22 protein-coding genes and 1 tRNA gene are annotated in these 26,455 nt (G+C 66.9%); 14 read left to right on the top strand and 9 right to left on the bottom strand.

The annotated features are described in order from the left end of the window. Nucleotides 1-70: 70 nt before the first annotated feature. The 4 genes from K7G81_RS00885 (at nt 71) to K7G81_RS00870 (ending at nt 3,929) form a co-directional block, all read left to right on the top strand. On the top strand, nt 71-1,387 hold the full coding sequence (locus tag K7G81_RS00885; RefSeq protein ID WP_223029457.1) for a M48 family metalloprotease: 1,317 nt from the start codon (nt 71-73) through the stop codon (nt 1,385-1,387). Beyond that, nucleotides 1,384-2,133 carry a DsbA family protein gene (locus tag K7G81_RS00880; RefSeq protein WP_223028859.1) on the top strand — a complete coding sequence of 250 codons (750 nt, stop codon included), beginning with the start codon at nt 1,384-1,386 and terminating at the stop codon, nt 2,131-2,133. Before K7G81_RS00885 ends, K7G81_RS00880 begins: the two co-directional genes overlap by 4 nt. A gap of 93 nt (nt 2,134-2,226) precedes the next feature. Further along, complete coding sequence (locus K7G81_RS00875) at nt 2,227-3,165, top strand: ABC transporter ATP-binding protein (RefSeq protein WP_223028858.1); 939 nt, start codon at nt 2,227-2,229, stop codon at nt 3,163-3,165. Beyond that, nucleotides 3,162-3,929: an ABC transporter permease gene (locus K7G81_RS00870; RefSeq protein ID WP_223028857.1), complete on the top strand. Its 768-nt coding sequence runs from the start codon at nt 3,162-3,164 to the stop codon at nt 3,927-3,929. Before K7G81_RS00875 ends, K7G81_RS00870 begins: the two co-directional genes overlap by 4 nt. A 27-nt stretch (nt 3,930-3,956) precedes the next feature. Here K7G81_RS00870 and K7G81_RS00865 read toward each other — a convergent pair whose 3' ends face one another. Then, nucleotides 3,957-4,313: a winged helix-turn-helix domain-containing protein gene (locus tag K7G81_RS00865; protein ID WP_223029456.1), complete on the bottom strand. Its 357-nt coding sequence runs from the start codon at nt 4,311-4,313 to the stop codon at nt 3,957-3,959. An 89-nt stretch (nt 4,314-4,402) separates the two neighbouring features. Between K7G81_RS00865 and K7G81_RS00860 the strand changes: the two genes are divergently transcribed. Both K7G81_RS00860 and K7G81_RS00855 read left to right on the top strand, forming a co-directional pair. Continuing rightward, entirely contained in the window at nt 4,403-6,454 is a 2,052-nt protein-coding gene (locus tag K7G81_RS00860) for an NAD(+) synthase (protein ID WP_223028856.1), read from the top strand. 71 nt (nt 6,455-6,525) lie between these two features. Continuing rightward, nucleotides 6,526-8,187, top strand: coding sequence for a M20/M25/M40 family metallo-hydrolase (locus K7G81_RS00855; protein ID WP_223028855.1), 1,662 nt, complete (start codon nt 6,526-6,528; stop codon nt 8,185-8,187). Between the two features lie 42 nt (nt 8,188-8,229). Here the strand turns inward: K7G81_RS00855 and ettA are convergent, their stop codons facing one another. Then, the gene (ettA, locus tag K7G81_RS00850; protein ID WP_223028854.1) at nt 8,230-9,909 is read right to left on the bottom strand and encodes an energy-dependent translational throttle protein EttA; all 1,680 of its coding nucleotides are present in this window, start codon (nt 9,907-9,909) and stop codon (nt 8,230-8,232) included. A gap of 244 nt (nt 9,910-10,153) precedes the next feature. Here ettA and K7G81_RS00845 point away from each other — a divergent pair, with 244 nt between their 5' ends. Continuing rightward, nucleotides 10,154-10,417: a hypothetical protein gene (locus K7G81_RS00845; RefSeq protein WP_223028853.1), complete on the top strand. Its 264-nt coding sequence runs from the start codon at nt 10,154-10,156 to the stop codon at nt 10,415-10,417. Nucleotides 10,418-10,485: 68 nt separating this feature from the next. Here the strand turns inward: K7G81_RS00845 and K7G81_RS00840 are convergent, their stop codons facing one another. From K7G81_RS00840 to K7G81_RS00825, 4 genes are all read right to left on the bottom strand, one after another. Then, nucleotides 10,486-10,971, bottom strand: a complete 486-nt coding sequence (locus tag K7G81_RS00840; protein WP_223028852.1) for a DUF421 domain-containing protein — start codon at nt 10,969-10,971, stop codon at nt 10,486-10,488. Then, entirely contained in the window at nt 10,971-11,504 is a 534-nt protein-coding gene (locus K7G81_RS00835; protein WP_223028851.1) for a hypothetical protein, read from the bottom strand. The genes K7G81_RS00840 and K7G81_RS00835 overlap by 1 nt, the downstream gene beginning before the upstream one ends. A gap of 61 nt (nt 11,505-11,565) precedes the next feature. Then, complete coding sequence (mdoH, locus tag K7G81_RS00830) at nt 11,566-13,329, bottom strand: glucans biosynthesis glucosyltransferase MdoH (protein WP_223028850.1); 1,764 nt, start codon at nt 13,327-13,329, stop codon at nt 11,566-11,568. 8 nt (nt 13,330-13,337) lie between these two features. Continuing rightward, a complete protein-coding gene (locus K7G81_RS00825; RefSeq protein WP_223028849.1) occupies nt 13,338-14,828 on the bottom strand; it encodes an OpgD/OpgG family glucan biosynthesis protein in 1,491 nt (496 codons plus the stop codon). A 172-nt stretch (nt 14,829-15,000) separates the two neighbouring features. Here K7G81_RS00825 and K7G81_RS00820 point away from each other — a divergent pair, with 172 nt between their 5' ends. From K7G81_RS00820 to K7G81_RS00805, 4 genes are all read left to right on the top strand, one after another. Continuing rightward, on the top strand, nt 15,001-15,774 hold the full coding sequence (locus tag K7G81_RS00820; RefSeq protein WP_223028848.1) for an ImuA family protein: 774 nt from the start codon (nt 15,001-15,003) through the stop codon (nt 15,772-15,774). Further along, on the top strand, nt 15,704-17,203 hold the full coding sequence (locus tag K7G81_RS00815; protein ID WP_223029455.1) for a Y-family DNA polymerase: 1,500 nt from the start codon (nt 15,704-15,706) through the stop codon (nt 17,201-17,203). Before K7G81_RS00820 ends, K7G81_RS00815 begins: the two co-directional genes overlap by 71 nt. Next, on the top strand, nt 17,200-20,604 hold the full coding sequence (locus K7G81_RS00810; protein WP_223028847.1) for an error-prone DNA polymerase: 3,405 nt from the start codon (nt 17,200-17,202) through the stop codon (nt 20,602-20,604). Before K7G81_RS00815 ends, K7G81_RS00810 begins: the two co-directional genes overlap by 4 nt. A 99-nt stretch (nt 20,605-20,703) precedes the next feature. After that, a complete protein-coding gene (locus K7G81_RS00805; RefSeq protein ID WP_223028846.1) occupies nt 20,704-20,871 on the top strand; it encodes a hypothetical protein in 168 nt (55 codons plus the stop codon). Here the strand turns inward: K7G81_RS00805 and K7G81_RS00800 are convergent. Continuing rightward, the gene (locus K7G81_RS00800; RefSeq protein ID WP_255586461.1) at nt 20,859-21,533 is read right to left on the bottom strand and encodes an OmpA family protein; all 675 of its coding nucleotides are present in this window, start codon (nt 21,531-21,533) and stop codon (nt 20,859-20,861) included. The genes K7G81_RS00805 and K7G81_RS00800 overlap by 13 nt on opposite strands. Before the next feature lie 13 nt (nt 21,534-21,546). Further along, nucleotides 21,547-23,388: a cation:proton antiporter gene (locus K7G81_RS00795; protein ID WP_223028845.1), complete on the bottom strand. Its 1,842-nt coding sequence runs from the start codon at nt 23,386-23,388 to the stop codon at nt 21,547-21,549. A 183-nt stretch (nt 23,389-23,571) separates the two neighbouring features. On the opposite strand from K7G81_RS00795, the gene K7G81_RS00790 reads away from it, so the two are divergent. Further along, entirely contained in the window at nt 23,572-23,826 is a 255-nt protein-coding gene (locus K7G81_RS00790) for a hypothetical protein (protein ID WP_223028844.1), read from the top strand. A 17-nt stretch (nt 23,827-23,843) separates the two neighbouring features. Beyond that, on the top strand, nt 23,844-25,166 hold the full coding sequence (locus tag K7G81_RS00785; protein ID WP_223028843.1) for a L,D-transpeptidase scaffold domain-containing protein: 1,323 nt from the start codon (nt 23,844-23,846) through the stop codon (nt 25,164-25,166). Between the two features lie 20 nt (nt 25,167-25,186). Here the strand turns inward: K7G81_RS00785 and K7G81_RS00780 are convergent. After that, nucleotides 25,187-25,272, bottom strand: a tRNA-Tyr gene (locus K7G81_RS00780). A gap of 198 nt (nt 25,273-25,470) precedes the next feature. Between K7G81_RS00780 and rlmB the strand changes: the two genes are divergently transcribed. Next, nucleotides 25,471-26,214, top strand: coding sequence for a 23S rRNA (guanosine(2251)-2'-O)-methyltransferase RlmB (gene rlmB / locus K7G81_RS00775; RefSeq protein WP_223028842.1), 744 nt, complete (start codon nt 25,471-25,473; stop codon nt 26,212-26,214). The last annotated feature ends 241 nt before the right edge of the window (nt 26,215-26,455 follow it).

The raw sequence follows: 26,455 nt of genomic DNA, 5'->3' as shown, positions 1-26,455 counted from the left end.
TTCGTTCAACGCTATCGAGGCATCCGTGCCTGCTAATCGGCCCGGAAAGCGCCTGTTCGCCGCTCTGGCGATGACGCTGCTCGTCGTCGCGCGCCCTGCCGCGGCGCAGGAAATCCTGCGCGATGCCGAGACCGAGGCGCTGTTCGCCAAGATGTCGAAGCCGATCATCGAGGCATCCGGCCTGTCGCCGAACAACGTCAAGGTCGTGCTGTTGCAGGACGACGAGATCAACGCCTTCACCGCCGGCGGGCAGACGGTCTACATCAATTCCGGGCTGATCGAGGCGGCCGACAACATCAACCAGGTGCAGGGCGTGTTCGCGCACGAGCTCGGCCACGTCGCCGACGGTCACGTCATCCTGGCCGATCGCGGCACCAAGCCGGCGCTGGGCATCCAGATCCTGTCGCTGGTGCTCGGTGCCGCAGCGGCCGCGGCGGGATCGGCGGAGGGCGGCATGGGCATCGCCGCCGCCGGGCAGCGCGCCGCACTGGGCAGCTATCTCGCCTTCTCGCGCACCCAGGAAGCCACCGCCGACGCCACCGGCGCCAAGTTCCTGAATGAGGCCGGGATCAGCGGCAAGGGCATGCTGGAATTCTTCAAGAAGCTCTACAACGAGCAATATCGCTACGGCTACACCGACGTCGACCCGTTCCTGCAAAGCCACCCGCTGAGCGGCGATCGCATCAGCAACCTGCGCCAGACGCTGATGACCGCGCCGGCCTGGAACAAGCCGACCGACCCGAAGCTCGAGGAAGCGTTCCTGCGCGTCAAGGCCAAGCTCAAGGGCTATGTCGACGATCCGAAGGAGACGCTGCAGGCCTATCCGCCGTCCGACCAGAGCATCTATGCGCATTATGCGCGGGCCTACGCCTATCACAAGGGCGGCTATCCCGATCAGGCGCGCGCCGAGGCGGCCGCGCTGGTCAAGGCCGATCCGCACGACCCCTATTTCCTCGAGCTCGAAGGCCAGATCCTGCTTGAGGGCGGCGACCCCAAAGCGGCGATCCCGCCACTGCGCGAGGCGACCGAGCTGACCAATTACCAGCCGCTGATTTCGACCACTTTCGGCCATGCGCTGGTCGCCACCGACGACAAGGCCAATTTGCCCGAGGCGGTGAAGGTGCTGAAACAGGCGGTGGCGCGGGACGACGACAATCCCTTCGCCTGGTATCAGCTCGGCACCGCTTATGCCGCGAGCGGCGACGAGGCGCGCGCCTCGCTCGCCACGGCCGAAAGCGCGGCGATGCAGGGCGACGACCAGCTCGCGGTGCTGAGCGCCAGGCGCGCGATGGCCGGCATTCCCGCCAACAGCCCCGACTGGATCCGCGCGCAGGACATCGCTCTGACCTCGCAAAACGCCCTCGACGACGAGAAGCACGACAGATGATCGATCGTATCGCCGGCAGCCGGCTCGCACTGGCCGGCCTGTTTCTCCTTGCGCTGTTGATTGGCGCCGCCGCGATGTGGGGCATCGACCGCCTCTCGCCTGCCGCCGACCGCGCGCAGATCGAATCGGTGGTCCACGATTACGTCCTCGCCCATCCCGAGATCGTCCCCGAAGCGATCCAGAAGCTGCAGGACCAGCAGGTCGGATCGATGGTCGCCGCCAATCGCGACGCGATCACCACGCCGGTCGGCAGCGCCTGGGCCGGCAATCCCAAGGCAGACGTCACGCTGGTGGAATATTTCGATTATGATTGCGGCTATTGCCGCGCCAGCATGCCGATGCTCGCCGAGCTGCTGAAGGACGACCCCAAACTGCGCATCGTCTATCGCGACTATCCCGTCCTCACGCCCGAGAGCGAAACCGCCGCGCGCTGGAGCCTCGCCGCGGCGAAGATGGGCAAGTTCGCCGCCTTCCACGACGCGTTGTTCGCCGGCGGCCCGGTCAGCGACGCCTCGATGATCGCCGCCGCCAAGGCCGCCGGCATCGATCCCGCCAAGCTTCGCACTGCCGCCGCCGATCCCGCGATCGAGGACGATATCCAGCAAAACCTCGCCGTCGGCCGCCAGCTCGGCATGACCGGCACGCCTTCCTGGGTGATCGGCAACAGGGTGATTTCCGGCGCACTGCCGATCGATCGCATGAAGCAGTTGATCGCCGACGCGCGCACGGCCGACCCGCAGGGTTGAGGCCTGCCGTCATGCCGGACTTGTTCCGGGGTGACGACTCTTGCGGCAAACGGGGCGGCACCCTACCTCCGGGCGCAACCAAGGGGGCTTTCCATGAACGCGATCCTCTCCGTCGCCGGTCTCGGCAAGACCTACGATTCCGGCCTCACGGCGCTCGACCATGTCGATCTGGACATCAACAAGGGCGAGATCTTCGCGCTGCTTGGCCCCAATGGCGCAGGCAAGACGACGTTGATCTCGATCATCTGCGGCATCGTTACACCCACCGCCGGCACCGTCACCGTCGCCGGGCATGACGCGATCCGCGATTATCGGGCGGCACGATCGATGATCGGGCTGGTGCCGCAGGAAATGGCGGCGGACATGTTCGTCACCGTCCAGGCCGCGGTGCGCTTCAGCCGCCGGCTGTTCGGCAAGGGCCCGAACGAGGCGCATATCGAGGAAGTGCTCAAGGATCTCTCCTTGTGGGACAAGCGCAAGAGCCAGATCCGCGAGCTTTCCGGCGGCATGAAGCGCCGCGTGCTGATCGCCAAGGCGCTGGCGCACGAACCCGACATCCTGTTCCTCGACGAGCCGACCGCGGGCGTCGACGTCGAGCTGCGCCGCGACATGTGGAAGCTGGTCCACAAGCTGCGCGACAAGGGCACGACGATCATCCTCACCACGCATTATATCGAGGAAGCCGAGGAGATGGCCGATCGCGTCGGCGTCATCAACAAGGGGCAACTCCTCATCGTCGAGGAAAAGACCGCGCTGATGAAGAAACTCGGCAAGCGGCAGATGCTCATCACGCTGCAGGACCCGGCCGACGCGGTGCCGCCCGGCCTCGACGACTGGCAGCTCGAGCTTGCCGATGACGGCACCAAGCTGCGCTACGTGTTCGACGCCCAGGCCGAACATACCGGCATCCCCTCGCTGCTGCGCAAGCTCGCCGAGCTGGGCATCGGCTTCAAGGATCTCGAGACCTCGAAATCCTCGCTCGAGGACATCTTCGTCGACCTTGTCCACACGCCGAAGGAGCAAGCGGCATGAGCGCCAACTGGAACGGCATCTGGGCGATCTATCGCTTCGAAATGGCGCGCGCGCTGCGCACCCTGTGGCAATCGGTGGCAACGCCGGTGATTACCACCAGCCTCTATTTCGTCGTGTTCGGCGGCGCGATCGGCAGCCGCATGCAGCAGGTCGGCGGGGTGCATTACGGCAGCTTCATCGTGCCCGGGCTGATCATGCTCTCGCTGCTCACGCAGAGCATCTCGAACGCGTCGATCGGCATCTATTTCCCCAAGTTCATCGGCACGATCTACGAATTGCTTTCGGCGCCCGTCTCCTCGCTCGAGATGGTGATCGGCTATGTCGGTGCGGCGGCGACCAAGTCGGTCGTGCTCGGCCTCATCATCCTCGGCACCGCGACGCTGTTCGTGCCGCTGGAGATCGCGCATCCGCTGGCGATGATCGCCTTCCTGCTGCTCACCGCGATCTCGTTTTCGATGTTCGGCTTCATCCTCGGTATCTGGGCCAAGGGGTTCGAGCAGCTGACGATCGTGCCGGCGCTGCTGGTGACGCCGCTGACCTTCCTCGGCGGCGCCTTCTATTCGATCGACATGCTGCCGCAGCCGTGGCGGACGGTGAGCCTGTTCAATCCGGTGGTCTATCTGATCAGCGGCTTCCGCTGGAGCTTCTTCGACAAGGGCGACGTCTCGGTGGGCATCAGCCTCGCGGCGATCGGCGCGTTCCTCGTCATCTGCCTCGGCATCATCACCTGGATCTTCAAGACCGGCTGGCGCCTGAAGAGTTAAGTCCGTCGCAATGGCAAAGCCGGACCGTCACCCCTTTCCGGCAAGCTCCCCGGCCAGTTCGCCCGCCAACGGCGCGGCGGCGCCGGCCAGCGCCGCCTCCAGCGCGCGATAGGTCGCCAGCACGCGGTGCCCTGCCGCGGTCAGCGCCGCGCCGCCGGTCTTGCCGCCGCCGCGATGCGCCTCGACCAGCGGGGCCGCGAAGCAGCGGTTCATCGCATCGACCAGCAGCCAGCCGCGGCGATAGCTCATGCCCATCGCCCGCGCGCCGGCGGAAATCGAGCCGGTGCGCTCGATCGCCTCGAGCAGATCGGCCTTGCCTGGGCCCAGCGCGATCTCCCCGTCGCACAGCAATTGCGCCTTGAGCTTGATCGCGCCGACCTGCATCATGATTTCTCCTCCTTGCCATCAAGCCGTTTCCGGCACGCGGATGCAAGTCGTGGCGCGGGCGGGGAAAGATCGCTACATCGCGGCTCATGGCGAAGACGCACCGCTTCCATTCGATCCACGCGCACGAGATGCTGCGCGTCGGCGCGGCAACTCCGCTGGCGACGGTCGGCGATCCCGCGGCCAATGCCGAGGCGACGATCGAGCTCGCCAGGCGTGCTGATGGCGAAGGCGTCGACCTGCTCGTCTTTCCCGAGCTCAACGTCTCGTCCTACGCGATCGACGACCTCCATCTGCAGGCAGCGCAGCAGCAAGCGACCGAGGCCGCGCTGGCCGCGGTCGTCAAGGCGACCGGCAAGCTGCGCCCCGTCCTCGTCGTCGGCGCCGCGCTGCCGCGTGCCGGCCGGCTGTACAATTGCGCGGTGGTGATCGCGCGCGGCCGCGTGCTCGGGGTCGTGCCCAAGACCTATCTGCCCAATTATCGCGAATATTACGAGAAGCGCTGGTATGCCTCGGGCCATGGCCTCGCCGGGCTGACGATCGACCTTGCCGGCGAAGCCGTGCCGTTCGGCAGCGACTTGATCTTTGCCGCTGCCGATCTGCCGCATTTCATCTTCGCTGCCGAAATCTGCGAGGATTACTGGGCCCCCACCCCGCCCTCGACCGAGGCCGCGCTGGCCGGGGCGCTGGTGTGCTGCAATCTCTCCGCCTCGAACATCGTGATCGGCAAGGCGCGCGAGCGCGAAATGCTGGCGGCGGCGCATTCGGCGCGCGCGGCCTGCGGCTACGTCTTTTCCGCCGCCGGCGCGGGCGAGAGCACCACCGATCTCGCCTGGGACGGCCAGGGGCTGATCCACGAGCTCGGCGATTGCCTGGCGCAATCGCACCGCTTCGGCGATGCGGCCGATATCCTTATCGCCGATCTCGATATCGGCCGCATCCGGCAGGAGCGGATGCGCTTCGGCACGTTCAACGACGCCGCCGCTTTCGCCAATCACCCCGAACAGCGTTTCCGCCGCGTGACGTTCGAGCACAAGCCGGATTTCGCCGATATCGGGCTGAAGCGCCCGGTGCGGCGCTTCCCGTTCGTGCCCAACACGCCCGAAAAGCTCGATCAGGATTGCTACGAAGCGTTCAACATCCAGGTGCAGGGCCTCGCCCGCCGCGTCACCGCCTCGGGCGTCAAGCGGCTGGTGATCGGCGTTTCGGGCGGGCTCGATTCATGCCACGCGCTGATCGTCGCGGCGAAGGCGATGGATCTGCTGAAGCGGCCGCGCACCGACATCCTGGCCTATACCATGCCCGGCTTCGCCACTGGGGAGGCCAGCAAGGCCAACGCCTGGGCGCTGATGCGCGCGCTGGGCGTCTCGGGCGACGAGATCGACATCCGCCCCGCTGCCGAGCAGATGCTCGACGATCTCGATCATCCCTATTCGGACGGCCGCGCCGCCTATGACGTGACGTTCGAGAACGTCCAGGCGGGCCTGCGCACCGATTATCTGTTCCGCCTCGCCAATCATCACGACGGCCTCGTCGTCGGCACCGGCGATCTTTCCGAACTGGCGCTCGGCTGGTGCACTTATGGCGTCGGCGATCAGATGAGCCATTATGCGGTCAACGCCGGCGTGCCCAAGACGCTGATCCAGTTCCTGATCCGCTGGGCGATCAAGACCGGCCAGTTCGATGCCGCGACCGACACGGTGCTCGACGCGATCCTCGCCGCCGAGATCACGCCCGAGCTGGTCCCCGCCGGTGCCGACGGCGCGGTCCAGAGCACCGAGGCGAAGATCGGCCCTTATGAGCTGCACGATTTCTTCCTGCACCATATCGCGCGGTTCGGGCTGCCGCCGTCGAAGGTCGCCTTCCTCGCCTGGCACGCGTGGCACGATGCCGCCGCCGGGCGCTGGCCGATCGGCTTCCCGCCCGACAAGCGCAACCAATATGATCTGGCGACGATCGCGCGCTGGCTGGAGGTCTTCCTGCGCCGCTTCTTCGCGTTCAGCCAATTCAAGCGATCGGCGATCCCCAATGGGCCGAAGGTCTCGACTGCCGGCGCGCTGAGCCCGCGCGGCGACTGGCGCGCGCCCTCGGACGGCACCGCCCGGCCGTGGCTCGACGAACTCGCCGCCAACCTACCCTAGGCGAGGCGCGGTAGGCATAGCCGGATCGAGCGGTTACGGTGCGCGGCAACAGCCAAGACAGGGAGTCATCCATGCGACATATCGCCGCCGCCGTCGTTCTTGCCCTTGCTGCCGGACAGGCCGGCGCCGCAGCCCCGGCGTCGCACCCGCTCGCCAGCCCGGATCAGATGCGCGCGACGGTGAAGATGCTGTCGTCGACGCCGTTCGAGGGACGATCGCCCGGCACGCCCGGCGAGGAGCGGACGGTGGATTATCTGGTCCAGCGGTTGAAGACCATGGGCCTGCAACCCGGCGGACCGGACGGCAGCTGGACGCAGCAAGTGCCGATGATCCGCACCCAGATCGGCGACGGCACGATCGCGATCAAGCAAGCCGACGGCAAGGCGATGCCTCTCGTCCAGGGCACCGACATCAATCTGACCACGGTGCGCGCCGATCCCCGCGTCGCGATCCCCGACGCGCCGATCGTGTTCGTCGGCTATGGCGTCGACGCGCCCGAAGCGCATTGGGACGATTTCAAGGGCGCCGACCTTCATGGCAAGGTGGTGGTGTTCCTGGTCAACGATCCCGATTTCGCGGCGATCAAGGGCGAGGATGCGTTCGGTCGCTTCGGCGGCAAGCGGATGACCTATTACGGCCGCTGGACCTACAAGTTCGAAGAGGCGGCGCGACAGGGCGCGATCGCCGCGCTGGTGATCCACGATACCGATGCGGCCGGCTATGGCTGGCAAACGGTATCGGCCTCGGAAGGCGAGAATTACGCATTGGCCAGCGAGGCCGGCACCCCGCCGGTGCCGCTGCAGGGATGGATCCGGCACGATGTCGCCGATCACCTGTTCACCGCGGCCGGGCTGAATCTCGATGATTTGCGCAAGCAGGCACGATCGGCTTCGTTCCGCCCGGTGACGCTGAAAGGCCCGAGCTTCGAAGCGACGCTGCCGGTGACGGTGAAGCACATCCAGAGCCGCAACGTGCTGGCACGCCTGCCGGGCAAGACGCACGCCGCCGAAACCGTCATGTTCGGCGCGCATTGGGACGCCTATGGGCTGGGCACGCCCGATGCGCAGGGACGCACCATGCGCCCCGGCGCGAACGACGACGGCCTGGGGGTCGCCGGCGTGCTGGAGCTGGCGCGGATGTTCAAGGCGACGCCGCGCACCGACCGCAGCCTGGTCTTCGCGTTATGGACCGGCGAGGAGCGCGGGCTGCTCGGTTCCGAATATTATGCCGAGCACCCGGTCTGGCCGCTCGCCAAGACCGCGGCGGACCTGACGATGGACATCCTGCAAACCGCCGGCCCGGCGCGCAACGTGGTCGAGGTCGGCAAAGGCAATTCCTCGCTCGATCAATATCTCGAGGCGGCGGCGAAGACGCAGGGCCGCGTGGTGGTGCCCGAGACCTTCACCGAAAAAGGGCTATTCTATCGCGCCGACCATTTTTCGGTGGTGCGCAAGGGCGTGCCGTCGCTGCTGCTGATGGCCTTGGGCGGCGCGCCGGACCTGAAACAGGGCGGGCTCAAGGCCGGGCAGACGTGGCTCGACGGCTATATGAAATGCTACCATCAGACCTGCGACACGCTCGATCCCGATTGGGATTTGCGCGGCGCCGCGCAAGACGTCGATCTGTTCTACGACATCGGGCTCAAGCTCGCCAATTCGCGCGCCTGGCCGACCTGGAACGCCAGGTCAGAATTCAAGCGCATCCGCGCCGCCAGCGCCGACCAGCGCAAGTGACGACGAGGCCGGGGGCATGATGCCCCCGGCCCCGCCGGCGGATCAGCGCGTCAGCTTCTTGTAGGCAAGTCGGGTCGGGCGGTCGGCCGCGTCGCCCATGCGGCGGCGCTTGTCCTCCTCGTACGATTCGAAATTGCCTTCGAACCATTCGACATGGCTGTCGCCTTCGAACGCCAGGATGTGCGTGCACAGGCGATCGAGGAAGAAGCGATCGTGGCTGATCACCACGGCGCAACCGGCGAAATCCTCCAGCGCCTCCTCGAGCGCGCGCAGCGTCTCGACGTCGAGGTCGTTGGTCGGCTCGTCGAGCAGCAGGACGTTGCCGCCCTCTTTCAGCATCTTGGCGATGTGCACGCGGTTGCGCTCACCGCCCGAGAGCTGGCCGACGTTCTTCTGCTGGTCCTGCCCCTTGAAGTTGAACGCGCCGACATAAGCGCGCGTGCCGAGCTCCTGCTTGCCGAAGCGGAAGATGTCGAGGCCGTCGGAGATTTCCTGCCAGACGTTGTTCTTCGGATTGAGGTCGTCGCGCGACTGATCGACGTAGCTGAGCTTGACCGTCTGGCCGATCTCGATCGAGCCCGAATCGGGCTGTTCCTGGCCGGTGATGAGCTTGAACAAGGTCGACTTGCCGGCGCCGTTGGGGCCGATCACGCCGACGATGCCGCCCGGCGGCAGGTTGAAGTCGAGATTCTCGAACAACAGCTTGTCGCCATAGGCTTTGGACACGCCCTTGGCCTCGATCACCTTGCCGCCGAGGCGTTCGGGGATCTGGATCAGAATCTGCGCCTTGCCGACCGCGCGATTTTCCTGGCGCTCGACCAGTTCGTCGAATGCGCGGATACGCGCCTTGGACTTGGTCTGGCGCGCCTTGGGCGTCTGGCGCATCCACTCGAGCTCGTCCTTGATCGCCTTCTGACGACCGGCTTCCTCGCGCTCTTCCTGCTCGAGCCGTTTGGCCTTCTTTTCCAGATAGCCCGAATAGTTCGACTCATAGGTGTAGTAACGGCCGCGATCGAGCTCGAGCACCCAGTTCACGACGTTATCGAGGAAGTAACGATCGTGGGTGACGAGAATGACGTTCCCGGTATATTCGCGCAGGAAATTCTCCAGCCACTGCACGCTCTCGGCGTCGAGATGGTTGGTCGGCTCGTCGAGCAGCAGGATGTCGGGCTTTTCGAGCAGCAGGCGACACAGCGCCACGCGGCGCTTCTCGCCGCCCGACAGGTTGGAGACGTCGGCATCGCCCGGCGGGCAACGCAGCGCTTCCATCGCGATCTCCAGCTGGTTGTCGAGCGTCCAGCCGTCGACCGCGTCGATCTTCTCCTGCAACTCGCCCATCTCGGTCATCAGCGCATCGAAATCGGCATCGGCGGGCGGATCGGCCATCAGCCCCGAAATCTCGTTGAAGCGATCGACGAGATCGGCGACGGGGCGAACGCCGTCCATCACGTTGCCCTTGACGTCCTTCGAGGGATCGAGCTGCGGCTCCTGCGGCAGATAGCCGACGCGGATGCCCTCGGCGGGCCAGGCCTCGCCGGTGAACTCCGTGTCGATTCCGGCCATGATCTTCATCAACGTCGACTTGCCGGCGCCGTTGGGGCCGATGATCGCGATCTTCGCCGATGGCAGGAATTGCAGGTGGATGTTGTTGAGGACGGGCTTGTTCGCCCCCGGGAAGGTCTTGGTCAGACCCTTCATCACGTAAGTATATTGGACGGCCATGGCCGGGACTGCTCCCAAAAAAGGCTGGATTGACGATGATTCCGCTGTCGCGCGCCACATAAGAGCCCGCGCGCACGAAGGCAAACCGACACTGTCCCATCGCGCAACGATCCGCGGGAATCCGTCGCATAACCTGTCTGCCAGATGAATTTGGCGGTTGACGCATGTGCAGCAACCTTTATTGGCGAGTCCCTCGCGACGGCGATCGGGTCGGCCGCGAACGTTATTGCTTGGGAGCAAATTGATGAAGAAGATTGCCTTTGTCGTCGCTGCCGCCGGCCTGATGACCCTGGCCGCGTGCAACAAGTCGCCCGAAGCGGCTGCGGTTGAGAACAACGCCGACATGGTCGCCGACAACATGGACGCCACCGCCGACAACCTCGACGCGATGGCCGACAACACCTCGAACGCCATGGCTTCCGACCAGCTCGAGAACGCTGCCGACAACATGAGCGCTGCCGCCGACAACGTCCGCGACAACGCCGACGCGGTTGCCGACAACATGTAAGCCGTTTCGGAAGCTCCGGTTTCCGATGGTTTAGAGAGGGCGTCCCTGCGGGGGCGCCCTCTTTCGTTTCAGGCGTTGGCGGTATCGTCAGCGCGCTGCGGCGTTGGTTCCTGGCCGCCGCGCTTAATGAAGCTGATCTTTCCCGATGGTTCGAGAATCGCCCAGGCGACGTCGTTCACCGCGCCGATCCCGGCCAGCCGCATCTCCGATTCGACCTCGGAACGCGTCATGCGATCACGGCGCAGGTTTTCCTCGATCAATTCGCCCTGGCAGATGATGACGCGCGGATGCCCCTCCAGCGCGCCCTTCAAGCGCGGGAAATAATAGCTCAGCCAGCCAAGCACGATGCTCCAGAAAGCAAAGGTGCTGATCGCCAGCGTCGCGCCGGTGATGCTGAAATCATTATGGGTGATGCCCTGTTGGATCAGATCGCCCATCACCACCAGGCTGACCACCTCGAACGGCGTCATCTGCCCCAGTTCGCGCTTGCCGAGCAGCCGCAGCAGGACGAACACGATCGCGAACATCGCGGTGGCGCGCAGCACGATATCCATCAGGGCAGCACCGTGATCGAGAGCGGAATCGAGACCAGCCGGCGATCACCGTCGGCGAGTGCGACATAGCCCCTGGTCCCGCGGAACAGCGGCGGATTGATCTGCCCGTCGATCTTGATCTCGAGCGCGTCGCCAGCGGCAAGTTTGCCATAGTGGAAACGGAACGCGCCATCCTTGAAATCCTCGCTCGCTGCCTGCGGCTCGGTCGAGTTGATCGTCATGTCGCGCCACAGGCCGGGCGGCAACAGCAGCGTCGCATCGGCGAGGTCGGCCTTGGCGGTGATGCCGATCCGTGTTTCGAAAAACACGCCGTTGCGCAATACGCGGTTGGTATGCACAGCAAGCGTCGCCTGTGGTGCCCGGGCGATCAGCGTCGGTGCCTTGCCGCCCCCGAACAGCCCGGCAAGCGCGGCGATCATCAGCGCGGCGAGGACGATCAGCGACAGCAGCCGCGGGCGCCGCCGCTGTGCGGGCAAGCGCGCCTGTTCGGGCGCAATCCCTTCCGGCAGCGTCGCGAAGCCCGTTTTCGCCATCTGGCGCGCCTCTCCCGTCGTCGAGCCCCAGAAACGAGCGAGGCGCGGCAAGGTTGCGGCGTCAGGGGATGCGTTCGGGCGGCACGGCGAAGAAGCCGCGCGCGGCGAAGGCGCTGCCGCGCCGCGGGCTGGCGGTCCATTGCGCGAGCCATGGCGCCGCCAGCAATCCCGCGGTGATCGGCAGCAGCAGCAATCCGGTTGCGGGGATCAACGGGATCAGCCCAAGCATCACCAGGCCGAGCACGAGGTGCCACCGATAGCGCGGCAGCACGTCCGCCATTGCCAGGCCTTCGCTCTGGCGGCTCTGCGGGTTCCAGGCGGCGCGCTTGCCGCGGAAGATGTTGATCACGTCGAGCGTCTGCGTGAGCATCGTCGCCGGGGCCATCATCGCCGACAGCGGAATCTCGATCGCGATCGATCGCCAGATCGCCGCCGCGCCACCGAATTCCTCGCGGCGCGATCGTCGCGCGCAGGCCCAGATACCGCTCATGATCTTGGGCGAGAACAGCATCACCAGCGTCATGATCAGGATATCGACCGACGTGCCGTGGACGATCGCCGAATCCGCGCCGACCAGCGCCTGGGCGATCGTCGTCAGGATCAGCACCAGCCACAGCGGCGAGGTGAAGAACGCGGTAGCGCCGATCAGCAATTGCAGCCGGTTGATCCAGTGGAACCCGGTCGAGCCGAGCAGGGCGAGATGCTGGATATTGCCCTGCGCCCAGCGCCGGTCGCGCACCGCCAGATCGATCAGCGTCGGCGGAAATTCCTCATAACTCTCGTCGATCATCACCATATGCGCCGACCAGCCCCGCCGCCGCAGCAGCGCCGCCTCGACCATGTCGTGGCTCATGATCGGACCGCCGAACGGCGGCGGGCCGGACAGATCGGGCAGCCCACAGGATTCGGCGAAGGCGCGGGTGCGGATCAGCGCATTGTGCCCCCAGAAGGTCGATTCCGCCCCCGACCACCAGACCAGCCCGGCGGACGCGACCGGCCCGTACAGCCGATTGTTGAACTGCATCCAGCGCTGGAACAGCGTCTCGGCGCCGATTACCGTCGGCACCGTCTGCAACAGGGCCAGCGACGGGTGCTGCTCCATCACGTGCACCATGCCCGCCATCGCCTGCCCGCTCATCAGGCTGTCGGCATCGACCACCAGCATGTGATCGTATGCCGCGCCGAAGCGGCGCACCCAGTCCGCGACGTTGCCCGGCTTGCGGCCGACGTTCTTTTCACGTCGCCGGTAATAGATCGGGACAGGCGCGCCGCGTGCCAGCCTGATCCAGGCGGCCTCCTCGGCTGGCTCCGCGTCCGCGCCCGAATCGCTGAGGATGAAGAAATCGAAATGCTCGGCCGCGCCGAACGCGGCGAGCGAGCGCGCCATGCGATCGACGCGGCCGAACACCGCATCGACGTCTTCATTGTGGATCGGCACCAGCAGCGCGGTGCGGCTGGTGAACGGCGTGGTCTTGAGCGGCGCCGGAATATAGCCGGGATGGTGCCCGAACATCAGCAGCAGGAAACCGACCATCGCGTTGAGAAAGCCGAAAGCGACCCAGCCGAACAGCAGGAAGAATTGCGCCATCACCAGCACGTCCCACGCGCTGAGCCCGTCGAATGACAGCGTTTCCTTGATGACGCTGAGCGCGGCGACGGAAAGCAGCGCGGTAAGCACCATCAGCAGCACCCGCCGGCTGAGGATATCCGGCGGCGAGCGCCGCGGCCGCAGCCGCGCGACCATGTCGTCATAGCTGAGCGGACCGCGGAACCGCTGGATCGGCATGTCCAGAGGGGCCTCGTCGGGGAGGCGCGGCGGGGGCATGTTCATCGTCAAAACAACTGCGTCAGAACGGTTTCGCTCAAGGGCGCGGCGCCGCGTTTGAGGAACAGGCGGATGTCGGCGGGCCCCGGCGGCGCCGTCGCGATGTCCGCCATCACGCGCCAGCGATTGGCCTGGCCGATCACCGGATAGGCATGATTGGTGAGCAACCTGCCGCCGCCGACGTCGATCTGCGCGGTGACCCCGCTGTTGATGTCCAGCCCGGCGAGTGTCTCGCCGACAAAATCGATCACCAGCTTGCGCGCGCCCTTGGTCGGCTCCTGGCCGGGGCGCCCGGCGGTGCCGGTCCAGCAGGCGACCGCGCGCGCGGTGCGGCCGGCGAGCGGATCGGCCGAATTCCACGTCAGCCGGTAATCGAAAGCGAGCCGCTGGCCCTGTTTCGCGGGCGCCGCGGGCACCCAGAAAGCGACGACATTGTCCACCGTCTCGGTCGTGGTGGGGAAAGCGAACAGCGTCACCGCCCCCTTCCCCCAGTCGCCTTTGGGCTCGATCCACAGATTGGGGCGGCGATCGTAGAAAGCGCCGTCGTCCTGATAATGATCGAAATCGCGATCGCGCTGTATCAGGCCGAAGCCCCTGGGATTGTCATCCTGAAAGCTGTCGAGCGTCGCGTGCGGCGGGTTTTCGAGCGGGCGCCAGATCTGCTCGCCGGCGCCGGTCATCATTTCCAGCCCGTCCGAATCATGGATTTCGGGGCGCCAGTCGGTGGCGGCGGCGCGATTGCCCTCGCCATACCAGAACATGCTGGTCGCCGGCGCGATGCCGAGCCGCTCGACATCGCGGCGCAGGTGGATCACGGCCGAGACGTCCTGAATCGCGCCATGATCGAAGCGCGAGACGAAGCGATAGGCGCCGGTCACGCTCTCGCCGTCGAGCAAGGCGTAGATCGTATAGGCCCAGGGGCCGTTCCGCTCGATCCAGAAATGTGTGAAGGTGGGAAATTCCTCCTTGCCGTCGATGCCGGTGTCGATCGCGAGGCCGCGCGCGGAGAGGCCATATTGATCCTGCGCGCCGGCGCTGCGGAAATAGGACGCGCCCTGAAAAGCCAGCCAGTTGCTCTTGCCGTCGGGCGACATCACCTGGATGCCCGAAATGCCGAGCGCCTTGGCGCTGCCCTTCGAGGTGAACATGTCGGGCGAGAAATTGACCGTGCGCGCCTGCCCGTTCTCGACGATCGCGAGATCGATCGGCGTCTGCGCATATTTGCCGACCGGGAACAGGCGGATGCCGCCGGCCAGCGTCCGGTCCGCGCGATAGGCGATGCCGCCGACCGCGTCGTAATCGAGATTGGCCGCCGCCGCGATCTTGGCCGGCGCCTGATAGGGCTGGCGCGCGAGCGCCGCGGCACGCTGCTGGAGCCAGTCCCATGAAAACGGCTGGGGCTTGCCGAGATCGGCAAGGCCGGCCGCGGCGGCGCGCGCCGGTGCCAGCCCCAGGGCGGCGATCAGCGCGATGAGCTCGCGCCGGTCGGTGTCGATCATCAAAATTTCCCCATGTCGATACGCGTATAGCCGATGGTACGCTGCTGCACTGCGGAAAACGCCAAAGGCGGCAAATGGTGCCGATGGTGCGCCCATGCGAACCTGAAACCGTTTCCCCGACCCGGCTTGACTCGACTCGTCACCATGCGTCATTTAGAACAAATCAGGAACAATGACTCATGCCCCCGCCTCTACGCTGGCGTCGCTGAGACGCCGCATCGCACGCCTCGAGCGGCTGCGCCCCGCCACCGGCGTGGCGCGCGTCGCGACCGGCCATGCCGGGATCGACGCGGCGCTGGGCGGCGGGCTGGCGCTCGGTCGTCTGCATGAAGTCTTTGCCGTGACGGCGGACGATGCCGGTGCGGCGACCGGCTTTGCCGCGATATTGGCGGCCTTCACCGCGCGCGACGGGCCGGTGATATGGCTACGCGAAGGCCGGGCGCAGGCGCGCGCGCGGCTGCACGGGCCGGGCCTCGCCGAACTCGGGCTCGATCCGGGGCGGCTCGTGCTGGCGGTCCCGGCCGCGCCGCTCGATCTGCTGCGCGCGGCCGCCGACGTGGTGCGCTGCGACGCGATTGCGGCGGCGGTGATCGAATTGTGGGGCGAGCCTCGCCCGCTCGATCTCACCGCGAGCCGCCGGCTGGCGATGGCAGCGGAAAGCTCGGGCGTGACCACGCTGTTGCTGCGCATCGCCGCGGCGCCCGCCCCCAGCGCGGCACAGACGCGATGGCGCGTTGCCGCCGCCCCGTCGCTGCCGCTCGCCGCCAATGCCCCGGGCCATCCGGCCTTCGATCTCGAATTGATGCGCCAGCGCGGCGGCCCGGAGGGGCTGCGCTGGCAAGTGGAGTGGAACCGTGAAACGCGTATCCTCGCCGATGCCGCCGCGCCGTTATTGGGCGCTGTGGTTCCCCTGGCTGAGCACCGACCGGTTGCGGCGTGGGGATGAGGGCGCCCCCCTCGCCCTGATCGAGAAACAGCGCGGCGCGATGCGGCTGGTCGCGGTCGATGCGGCGGCGGCGGCGCTGGGGCTCGCGCCCGGCTTGTCGCTCGCCGATGCCCGGGCGCGGGTGCCCGATTTCGCCGTTGCCGATCACGATCCCCATGCCGATGCCCGGCTGCTCGCGCGCCTCGCCGACGGCTGCGACCGCTATACGCCGATGGTCGCCACCGACCTATTCGACGGGCTGACGCTCGACGTCACCGGCTGTGCCCATGTGTTCGGTGGCGAGGCGGGCATGGCCGGCGATCTCGCGCGTCTCGCCACGCACTGGCGCGTCACCGTCCGCCACGCCTTTGCCGATACGCCGGAGGCAGCGCAGGCGTTGGCCCGCTACGGCACCGGCGAGGACGATCTGCAGGCGCTGCCCGTCGCGGCGCTGCGCTGCGACGAGGAAATTGTGACCGCCCTGACCCGCGCCGGGCTGCGGACGATCGGCGATCTCGCCCAGCGTCCCACCGCGCCGCTCACCGCCCGGTTCGGCGAGGAGACGACCAGCCGCCTTGCCCGGTTGCTGGGCCGCGCCGACAGCAGGATCACACCGCGCCGCACACTGCCCGCCTTGCGCTGCGAGCGCCGCTTCGCCGAGCCGATCGCGCGCACCGCCGATGTGCTCACCGTCATCGCCGACCTCGCGCGCGAAGCGGTCGCGACGATGGAGCGTCGCGGCAAGGGGGGCCGGCGCTTCGCGATACGCCTGTTCCGCAGCGACGGCGACATCCGCGATCTCGCGATCGAAACCGGGCAGCCGGCGCGGGACGCCGGCCTCGTCCAGCGCCTGTTCGCCGAGCGGATCGATGCACTCGCCGATCCGATCGATCCCGGCTTCGGCTTCGATCTCGTCCGGCTCGCGGTGCCGGTGCTCGAGCCGCTCGCGCCGACCCAGCTCCATCTCGAGGGCGGCGAAGTGAGCGACGGCGAGTTGCTCGCGCTGATCGATCGCTTGTCGATCCGGCTCGGGCGCGGCCGTGTGCAGCGGCTCGTCCCGCGTGACACGCACATCCCCGAACAAGCGGCGCTGGCGCTCCCGGCCATCGAGGCACCCGTGCCCGAAGCCTGGCCCGCGCCGCCGCCCGGCGAACCGCCACTACGCCCGCTCCATCTGTTCGATCCGCCGCAGGCGATCGAGGTGACGGCCGAAGTGCCCGATGGTCCGCCGCGGCAATTCCGCTGGCGGCGATCGAGCCACAACGTCATCCGCTACGAAGGCCCCGAGCGGATCGCCGCCGAATGGTGGAAGCGCGACGACAATGCCGGGCTGACGCGCGATTATTACCGGATCGAGGATACGCGCGGCCGCCGCTTCTGGGTGTTTCGCCACGGCCTCTACCGCGAGAGCGGCGATCCGCGCTGGTATGTCCACGGGCTGTTCGCATGAGCTATGCCGAACTCGTCGCCGCGACCAACTTCTCGTTCCTGCGCGGCGCCTCGCATCCTTCCGACATGATCGGCGAAGCGATGGCCCTCGATTATGCCGCGATCGGCATCGCCGACCGCAACAGCGTCGCCGGCGTGGTGCGCGCCTACAAGGCGTTGCGCGATGCGCCGGAAAAGGCCCGCATCAAGCTGATCGAGGAAAAGCGTGCCAGAGGAGAAGCTCTCGCACTGACGGACGAGGAAGAGGCCGGCTGCCATACCGATCTTCGCTTGCTGGTTGGAGCGCGTCTGGTGTTCGTCGACGGCACGCCGGACATCGTCGCTTATCCGGCGACCCGCCACGGCTGGGGCCGGCTCACCCGGCTGCTCACGCGCGGCAATCTGCGCGCTGTGAAGGGGGATTGCATCCTCGAACTGGATGATCTTGTCGCGCATCTCGACGATCTGCTGCTGATCGTGCTGCCGCACTCCACGGCGACCGATCAAACGCCGCACAACAGCCCGGTGCGGTATGATACCGGCGATTCGACGCCGGCGGCTGCGCGTTTCCGCCTCGTCGAATCGCCGCCCCGCGATCTGACCGAACTGCTGTCGCGGCTTTCGGCCAAAGCACCGGAGCGCGTGTGGCTTGGCGCGGCGATGCACCGGCAAGGAGATGACGAACGCCGGCTGGCGAAGTTGGCGGGCATTGCTAGGGCGGCGCGCGTGCCGCTGCTCGCGGTGGGCGACGCGCTCTATGCGACGGCCGAACAGCGCCCCCTGCACGACGTGCTGACCTGCATTCGCGAGGGCGTGACGATCGCCGAGATCGGCCGCCGCCTCGAAGCCAATGCCGAACGGCATTTGAAGCATCCGGCCGAGATGGCCCGACTGTTCCGCCACTTCCCCGATGCGATCGCCGAAACGGTTCGCTTTGCTTCCCGCATCGGCTTCACGCTCGACCAGCTCGGCTACGAATATCCCCACGAACCGGTGCCGGAGGGATGGGGCCCGCAGGACTGGCTCGAACACATCGTCATCGCAGCCGCGCATGCACGCTATGGCGACGATCTGCCTGAAAAGGTCCGCAAATCCCTCGATGAGGAATTCAGCCTGATCCGGGAACGCAATTATGCCTATTATTTCCTCACGGTTCACGATCTCGTGAAATTCGCGCGTTCGCAGGATCCGCCGATCCTGTGTCAGGGGCGAGGTTCGGCGGCGAATTCGATCGTTTGCTTCCTGCTCGGCGTCACCTCGATCGATCCGCTGCATCACGACCTGCTCTTCTCGCGCTTCATTTCGAGCGACCGCAACGAGCCGCCCGATATCGATGTCGATTTCGAGCACGAGCGCCGCGAGGAGGTGATGCAATATGTCTATGAACGCTATGGTCGCCATCGCGCCGGCATCACCGCCACCGTCATCCATTACCGGCCCAAGAGCGCGGTGCGCGAAGTGGGCAAGGTGCTCGGCTTTTCGGAAGACATCACGGCCCGGCTGGCGAACACTGCCTGGGGAAGCCATGAACATGCCGTGGAGGAACGGCGCTTCGCCGAGAGCGGCCTCGATCTCGCCGATCCCGCGATCCGGCGGCTCAAATGGCTGGTCGGCGAGCTGCTGCAATTCCCCCGACACCTGTCACAGCATGTCGGCGGCTTCGTGTTGACCCAGGACCGGCTCGACGAGACGGTGCCGATCCATCACGCCGCGATGGAAGACCGCAGCTTCATCGAATGGGACAAGGACGATATCGATACTCTGGGGCTGATGAAGGTCGATGTGCTCGCGCTCGGCATGCTGACCTGCATCCGCAAGAGCTTCGATCTGCTGCGCCGGCACGGGCTCGGCGACCACACGCTCGAAGTCGACATCGCGGCCGATGACGAGGCGGTTTACGATATGCTGTGCCAGGGCGACAGCATCGGCGTGTTTCAGGTCGAAAGCCGGGCGCAGATCAACATGCTGCCGCGGCTCAGGCCCCGGACGCTCTACGATCTCACCATTCAGGTCGCGATCGTGCGGCCCGGGCCGATCGAGGGCGATATGGTACATCCCTATCTGCGCCGGCGGAACGGGGTCGAAAAGGTGGATTTTCCCTCGCCGGCGCCGCCGCATGATCCCGACGAACTGCGTACCTTGCTCAAGGATACCTGCGGTGTGCCCTTGTTCCAGGAGCAGGCGATGAAGCTGGCGATCGTCGCCGCCGGCTTCACCCCGGCGGAGGCCAATCAGCTGCGCCGCGCGATGGCGACGTTTCGCAATCTCGGCACCATCCATAAGCTGCGCGAGAAGATGGTCGGCGGCATGATCCGGCGCGGCTACGAACGCGATTTCGCCGAACGCTGCTTCAAGCAGATCGAGGGGTTCGGCAGCTACGGCTTTCCCGAAAGCCACGCGCTGTCGTTCGCCCGGCTGGTCTATGTCTCGGCATGGCTCAAATGCCACCAGCCGGCGGTGTTCGCGGCCGCGCTGCTCAATTCGCAGCCGATGGGCTTCTATGCGCCGGCGCAGATCGTTCGCGACGCCCGCGAGCATGCCGTCGAGGTGCGCGGAATCGACGTGAATGCGAGCGATTGGGACAATGCCATCGAAACCGCCGGTGATGCCGGACATCACGCCCCCGCCTTGCGCCTCGGCTTCCGCCAGATCGACGGCTTCCGCGAAGACTGGGGGAATGCCATTGTCGCGGCGCGCGCGGACGAGCCCTTCAAGACGATCGAACAGCTTGCGCGCCGCGCCGCCCTGCCCTCGCGCGCCTTGCGGTTGCTCGCGGATGCCGATGCGTTCCGCTCGCTGGCACTCGATCGCCGTGGCGCCTTGTGGGAAGTGCGCCGCACGCCCTCGGCCGAGCTGCCGCTGTTCGCCGCCGCGCGCGCGCGCGAACTGGGCGACGAGCCCGATTCGGCCTTGCCCGCCATGTCGCCGGCCGAGCATGTCGTCGCCGATTACCAGACGACCCGGCTGTCGCTGAAGGATCACCCGATGGCTTTCCTGCGCGAGACGCTGCGCGCCGAAGGCATTTCGAGCTGCGCCGAAACGAGCGCCGAGGCCAATGATGCCTTCGTCCGCACCGCCGGGCTGGTGCTCGTCCGGCAGCGGCCAGGCAAGGGCAACGCGATCTTCATCACGCTGGAGGACGAAACCGGAATCACCAACCTGCTGTTGTGGGCGCGCCAGTTCGAACGGTATCGCCGGCCGGTGATGGCGTCGCGGCTGATGCTCGCCGAAGGGCGCGTGCAGAAAAGCCGCGAAGGCGTCGTCCACCTGATGGCGACGCGGATCATCGATCGCACCGACCTGCTCGATCAGCTCACCGATCGCGGCGCCCCCGCGATCCGGCAATCGCGCGCCGCCCCCGATCACCGCTCCGGCCATCCCCGCGCGGTCCGCGTGATCCCGAAGTCGCGCGATTTTCATTGAGCGCCGCACCGGAACGGCCATCTGTCGCTACGCTGACCTCGCCATACAGGAACAGTAAACGGCCACTGCTGTTCAATGCGAACATCTGAGAGGAGATCGATGATGCGCATTACGAAAATGGTCGTCGCCGCCGGGCTGCTTGCCGTGGGCCTGTCGCTGGGCGGTTGCTATAATGATCGGCCCGGCCATTGGGGCGGCCACCATCACCACCATCATCATGGTCACGATCATGACCATGACCACGATCGCGACGGTTACTCGCGTTGATTCTGCGCGTTGCCGGGCGCGTCCGATGACGCGCTGGGCGCCGGGTCGTCCTGCGATCCCGGCGTGACGGTCACGTCGACGCGGCGGTTCCTGGCGCGGCCTTCGGGATTGTCGCTGCCGTCGAGCTTCGCATTGGGGGCGACTGGCCGATCCTCGCCCAGCGCGATGATCGACATGCGCTCCTTGGCGATGCCCTTGCTTTCGAGATAGGCGGCAACCGCTTCCGCGCGCCGCTTCGAAACCGCCTTGTTGTCGGCATCGCTGCCGCGCGAATCGGAGTTGCCACGCAGCACGACCGGCCCGCCCGACGCCGTCACCGGATCGCTCGCCAGTTGGTCGAGCTGCTGCTTTGCGGCATCGTCCAGCTTGGCGCCACCATCGGGAAAGCCCACCGTCTCGCTGATCGGCATCGGCGGCGGCGGCAGAATCGGCTTGTCGATCACATTCGGCTGCATGATCGAGCGCGGCGTCGGCGTCGCGCCGGGTTTCGCGGTCGGCGTCGGGGCTGGCGTCGGGGTCGGCGCGCCGAACACCGTCTTGCCCGCCACGGCGTTGCCAGGCGCCGCCTGGTTGCCGGTCGCCGCACCGTGCTGTTGGCATCCCGCCGTGGCCAGCGCGGCACTGCCCGCCAGCACGAATGCGGTGATCCGCCGGTCGATCATCTCTCTCCCCTTCTCATTCGGCCGCCGCCGCGGTCTTTTTCGTGGTCTTGCGCTCGCGCCGCGCCGCTGCCTTCGCGATATCGGGCGGCGCATAGGACAAGACGGTGTCGCCGGCATCGGGCACCGGTCGCGAGGCGTGGGTGAAGAATTTCACCACCCCGCCGGGCTGGACGAGCAGCAGTAGGTCCGCCCCCGCCGGCAGCAGCGATTTCAGCGCATCGAAATCGAATTTCTCGCTGATCTTGGTGCGGCGGAACGCCCAGCCGGCCGCTTCGCGCGCCGACAGTTCGTCGAGCTCAAGCTCCGAATCGAACAGCGAATTGCCGCGCAGCGTGCTCGGCAAGGCGTGCGGATCGTCGTGCTCGGCGCCGCCCAGTTGATAGACGGCGTCGCGCCCCAGCTCGGGGCCGAACTCGTTGCAGACCAACGTGTTATACGCCTCGTTGTCCGACGTCGCGACGAGCGCCTGGACGCGCGCGAAATCGATATGATCCTCGGTCGTCTCGGCAAGGATCTCGCCATGAAAGATCGGCAGCCCGGATTGCCGCGCGGGCGATAGCCGATGCCAGCTCGTATCGACCAGCGTCACCGGTACGTCGAGCTGGCGCAGCTGATCGGCGAGCGACAGGCTCCAGCGCGTCGCGCCGACAATCAGCACGTCGCGCTTCTTGCCCGCCAGCCCCAGCCGCCGCGCCAGCGCGCGCGCGGTGAACCCGTGGACCAGGATCGTCCCCGCCGCGATCGCGAAGCTGATCGCGACCAGCGTGCCGCCGTCCGAATAGCCGAGCCCGCCGAGCCGCAGCGCGAACACGCCCGAGATCGCCACCGCGACGATGCCGCGCGGCGCGATCCACGCGACGAACAGCCGCTCGCGCCACGGTATCGGCGAGAACGCAAGGCTGGCGAGCACCGCCGCTGGTCGCACGACGAAGATCAGCGCCGCGATCAGGCCGAGGAAGCGCCATTCGAACTGCCGCAGCACCTCGAGATTGAGCGAGGCCGACAGCAGCACGAACACGCCGGAGACGAGCAGGACCGAGATGTTCTCCTTGAACGGCTGCACGTCGCGGAAACTCGCCAGCCGCATGTTGGCGAGCGCGATGCCCATCACCGTCACCGCCAGCAGCCCGGTCTCGCGCTCGATCAGGTTGGAAAGCTCGAACGTGCCGATCACCGTGACAAGCAGCACCGGCGCCTTGAGATATTCGGGGATCAGCCCGCGCGGCAGCAACCAGCCGAGCGCGAAGGCGATCGCGAAGCCGACCAGCGCCGCGACCAGCGCCGCGCCCGCCACCGCCAGCATCGCCGCGACCACCGGCGCGCCCTGTTCGGCATGGCGGAGATATTCGTAAGTGACGACCGCGCACAGCACGCCAATCGGATCGTTGACGATCCCTTCCCATTTGAGGATCGCGCGCGGCCGCGGCGCGAGCGCGATCTGGCGCAGCAGCGGCAGCACCACGGTGGGGCCAGTGACGACCAGGATGCCACCGAACAGGATCGCCACCGGCCACACCAGCCCGGCGATATAATAACAGGCAAGCGCGGTCAGCGCCCAGGCGATCGGCACGCCGAGCCCGACGAGACGCGCGAGCGCGCCTTCGGTGCGGCGCAATTCGCGGAAATTGAGGTTGAGGCCGCCGTCGAACAGAATCAGCGCGACCGCGATCGAGATCATCGGCTCCAGCAGCGCGCCGAAATCGGCCTCGGGCTGGACCGCGCCGAGCACCGGGCCGACGATGATCCCGGCGACCAGCATCAGCGCGATCGCCGGCCAGCCGGTGCGCCACGCCACCCATTGCGCGCCGATCCCGACGATGCCGACCAGTGCGACGACGAGGGCGAGGTTGCTCATCACTGCCCATGTGAGGGCATCGGCCACCTTCACGCAAGAGCTTCGCGACGATCGTGAAACGGCCTTCTGCCGCGCGCACCGCACTTTCCACCGCTTGCCGGATGGACCGGCACGCCGTTTCAGCTCCACTCGTGGTGCCGGGGGCGCGTTTGCGAGTTCAGCTCGCATGGAGGAGTGACAATCATGCGCGTCAAGACAATCGTTCTGGTCGGCGTCGCGGCAATCGGCCTCGCCGCTTGTGCCCATAAGGAAGAACAAGTCGCCGCGATGCCGCCGCCCCCGCCGGGCGCGGTCGCCGGCAGCGTCGCCGCCGATCGCGACGGCGATGGGATCGTCGACGGCTATTACACCGCGGACGGCGTCTATCACGCCAACGCGATGCCGATGCAGCCGCCACCGCCGCCGCCCGCGCCGACCGGCCTGGGAGAGAAGGGCTGAGGTTTTACGTCGGGGGAATGCGGGGTGCGCGCATTCCCCATGGGCTGATCGCCCTGGCCGCAGCGCTCGCCGCCGTGCCTCTTGCGGCAGCGGCGCCCGCGGCGCCGTCGCGCATGACGGCTGCCGAGGCCGCCGCCAACGCCCCGATCGCGCAGGCGATCGCGGACGAAGCGGGCGGCGCGTTGAAGCGCTTCTATCGCACGCGTCATTTCCAGCCCTTGTGGGTTTCGCACGGCACGATCGGGCCGCAGGCGGCGACGCTGATCGGCTATCTGACGACCGCGCGATACGATGGCCTCAACCCCTCGTCCTACGATCCCGATGAGCTTCAGGAGGACGTGGAAAAGGCACGTGACGGCGATCCCAGGGCGGTCGCCCGCGCCGAGCTCGCCTTGTCCAGGGCGTTCGCCGATTATGTCCGCGATCAGCGCAAGCCGGCCAAGCGCGTCCACGTCACTTATGCCGACAAGGCGCTCAAGCCGAAGAAGCTGAAGGCGGAAGAGGTGCTGCGCGCGGCCTCCTTCCCCAAATCCTTCGCCGATTACGTCGCCGACATGGGCTGGATGAGCGACCATTATGTCGCGCTGCGCAAGCTGATGGCCCACGATATGACCACAGACGAGCGCGCGCGCCTCGCGCTCAACCTCGATCGCGCGCGGATTCTGCCGAGCCCCTGGGTGCGCCATATCGAGGTCGATGCCTCGTCGGGCCGCCTGTGGTGGTACGAGGCAGGCAAGCAGGTCGGCGAAATGCGCGTCGTGGTCGGCGCCGCCAAGACGCAGACGCCGATGCTGGTCGGATCGATCCAGTGGGCGATCGTCAATCCCTATTGGAACGTGCCCGATTACCTCACCCGCGACAGCATCGCGAAAAAGGTGCTCGGCGGCCGCTCGCTCAAGACGATGCACATGCAGGCACTGTCGGACTGGAGCGCGAGCGCGCACCCGATCCCGTCCTCGGCGATCGATTGGCACGCGGTGGCCGCGGGCCGCGAGAATCCCCGCATCCGCCAGCTTCCGGGACCATACAATTCGATGGGGCAGGTCAAGTTCCTGTTCCCCAATGACGACGGCATCTATCTGCACGACACGCCCGAGCGCGATCTGCTGGCCAAGGCCGATCGCCATTTCAGCAACGGCTGCGTGCGGCTCGACAAGGCGCAGGTGCTCGGCAAATGGCTGCTCGCGCGGCCGGTCGGCAATGCTGGCGGCAAGCCGGAAACGGCGGAGCCGCTACCCGTGCCGGTGCCCGTCTATCTGACCTATATCACCGCCGAACCGACCAGGAGCGGAATCGCGTTCCGATCCGATGTCTACGGCCGCGACACCAAGGCGGGGTGACGTCGCTTCGGCGGGCAAGGTGGTGGACAGGGCTGGATTCGAACCAGCGTACGCTCACGCGGGCAGATTTACAGTCTGCTGCCTTTAACCACTCGGCCACCTGTCCGTAACAGGCCCGCCGAAGCGAGGGCGTGCCAATGCCGAGGTGCAGCCCGCCTGTCAACCGGGCAGGCGCTTGCACATATCAACCGCGCCGCATAACCGTGCGCGCAACCCGAAAAAGATCGCCCAGGAAATTCATCATGCGTCACCCCTTCGCCATCGCGGCCGCCCCCGCGCCCTTCGCTTCGCGCGAGGACAAGTGATGGCGCGCCGCGGCCATCGCCCGAACCAGGCGCCGGCGAACCGCCCGCGCTTCTGGGGCCGTCATGCGGTGCTTGCCGCGCTCGCCAATCCCGATCGCGTGGTGCGCAAGCTGTGGGGCACGCGCGAAGCCCTGTCGGCGCTCGACCTGCCGCCGGTGCTGCCGATCACTTATGCCGATGTCGCCGATCTCGGCCGACTGGTTCCCGCCGACGCGCCGCACCAGGGCCTCGTCGCCGAGGTCGAGCCGCTGGACGAGATCTGGCTGGGTGACCTGCTCGACCGCAAGACCGAGGCGAAGCGGCCGCTGCTGGTGCTCGATCAGGTGACGGACCCGCACAATGTCGGCGCCATGCTGCGCTCGGCGGCTGCATTCGACGCGCTCGGCATCGTCACGCAGGACCGGCATGCCCCGCCCGAATCGGGCGTCGTGGCGCGCGCCGCATCGGGCGCGCTCGAGCTGGTGCCTTGGGTGCGCGTGGTGAATCTCGCGCGGGCGCTCGACGAGATTGCCGAGGCCGATTTCTGGCGCGTCGGCCTCACCGGCAACACGCAGACGACGCTGGCCGAGGCGCTCGGCAGCCCGCAGGTCGCGCTGGTGCTCGGCGCCGAAGGCGAAGGTATGCGGCCCAATACAGAGGCGCATTGCGACGTGCTCGCGCGGCTGCCGATTTCGCCGCGGATCGAAAGCCTCAACGTCTCCAACGCCGCCGCGATCGCCCTCTACGCCGCCACGCAGGGCTGATCCCGCGGCCGCGCGGCATGGCCGTTTCGGCCCTGATGCCAAAATGACGCACCCCGCCGTAAAATGAACGCACCCCCGCTTGTGGAGGGATCGTGAAACCGGTTACACGCTTTATGGAACCGGTTTCCCGAGAGGCCGGAACAGGAGGGCGAGCTGAGGCACCCTGCCGGTAAGATGATGAAGGACGCCCATGCGGCGGCACATCTCTCACCTGCGCGGCGGCCCAGCAGCCAGAGTAACG

Source organism: Hephaestia mangrovi (assembly GCF_019880555.1).
In the GTDB taxonomy this organism is placed as follows: Bacteria; Pseudomonadota; Alphaproteobacteria; order Sphingomonadales; family Sphingomonadaceae; genus Sphingomonas; species Sphingomonas mangrovi.
This window is presented reverse-complemented; position numbering and strand designations above follow the sequence as displayed.